At 33.8% G+C, this 1333-nt stretch carries 3 protein-coding genes; all 3 read right to left on the reverse strand.

What is annotated here, in order from left to right; translation table 11 throughout:
- On the reverse strand, window positions 1-389 hold a 389-nt coding region (locus BG20_RS09950; RefSeq protein WP_010194745.1), incomplete at its 3' end, for a HisA/HisF-related TIM barrel protein.
- Window positions 386-991, reverse strand: a complete 606-nt coding sequence (hisH, locus tag BG20_RS09955; RefSeq protein ID WP_010194747.1) for an imidazole glycerol phosphate synthase subunit HisH — start codon at window positions 989-991, stop codon at window positions 386-388. The genes BG20_RS09950 and hisH, both read right to left, overlap by 4 nt.
- Window positions 991-1333: imidazoleglycerol-phosphate dehydratase (locus BG20_RS09960; protein ID WP_010194749.1), on the reverse strand; the 343-nt coding region annotated here is incomplete at its 5' end. The genes hisH and BG20_RS09960, both read right to left, overlap by 1 nt.

The following is a 1333-nucleotide window of genomic DNA, read 5'->3' on the forward strand; positions in this document are numbered from 1 at the left end:
ATATGATCAACTGAGATTACAATTTTTTCAGGACCTAAATGCTCTAATAATTTTTTTAGTGTCAATTTATCTTTAAAAGCCAAAGTACCTAAAACAATTCGATTACATATTTTTGAAACATCAGTAATTGTTGATTCATCTCGTAATCCTCCAGCAATTTGAATTGGAATTGAGATCTGCTCTACAATTTTTTTAATTATTAAAAGATTTGAGCCTCTACTAAGAGTTGCATCCAGATCAACCAAATGAAGCATATCGGCACCGTTGGACTGCCATTTTTTTGCTACTTCTACAGGATTATTACTATAGATGGTTTTCTGATTAGGATCACCCTTGTAGAGTCGTACCACTTGACCATCCATAAGATCAATTGCAGGAATTACTTTCATTTTTTACACTCATCTAGAAAGTTTTGAATCATTATTTTTCCTACCTTGCCTGATTTTTCTGGATGAAATTGTGTCCCAAAAAAGTTTCCTTTCTCAACTACTGCAGGTACCTTTATTCCATAATCTGATTCTGCTGTAATTACACTATTGTCTACGGGTTTTACTCTATAGGAGTGTACAAAATAAACCCAAGTATTATCTTTAATTCCCTCAAGAATTTTTCCAGGCTTTTTAATTTCCAAATTATTCCAACCCATATGTGGAACTTTCATAGACGGTGGAAGAATAATCACATCACCCTCAATTATTCCTAATCCTTTCTCTTTTCCCTCTTCACTTCTCTCAAAAAACATTTCCATCCCAAGACAAATTCCCAAAACAGGAGTATTGTCTTTAACATAGTTATGGAAATTAGTTTTTGATTTAGCTATGCTTTGTATTGCAGGATCAAAATTTCCTACTCCGGGAAGCAAAAGACCTGAGTAGATGTTTGGTTTGTCAAAATCAGTGATCACGTCAACTGTAGCTCCTGATTTTTCAAGTGAGTTTTTTAGGCTGAAAATATTTCCAGCTCCATAATCAAATATTGCTAGATTGACCATTACATTGAACCTTTTGTACTTGGAATTCCTTTTTGTTTTTTATCATATGAAGATGCTTCCCTAAATGCAACAGCCAAAGACTTGATCGCCGCTTCAACTTTATGATGATCGTTGTCTCCATACTTTACAGTGAGATGAACACAACTGTTTAGATTTTGAAGGAGTGATTGGAAAAAGTGTTCCAAATCTTCTTTTGATATGTCCTCAATTGTGTTTCGTTTAATGGATAGCACTAATTTCCAAAATGGTCTTTTTACTAGATCAATTGATGCTTCTGCTAAAGATTCATCCATAGGAACTGATGCATAGCTAAATCTAGTAATTCCACTTCTTGTTCCTAAC

The organism is Candidatus Nitrosarchaeum limnium BG20, assembly GCF_000241145.1.
In the GTDB taxonomy this organism is placed as follows: Archaea; Thermoproteota; Nitrososphaeria; order Nitrososphaerales; family Nitrosopumilaceae; genus Nitrosarchaeum; species Nitrosarchaeum limnae.

Coding starts and splice junctions, on each gene's coding strand:
- hisH (WP_010194747.1), bottom strand. CDS start 991: ATGGTCAATCTAGCAATATTTGATTATGGAGCTGGAAATATTTTCAGC.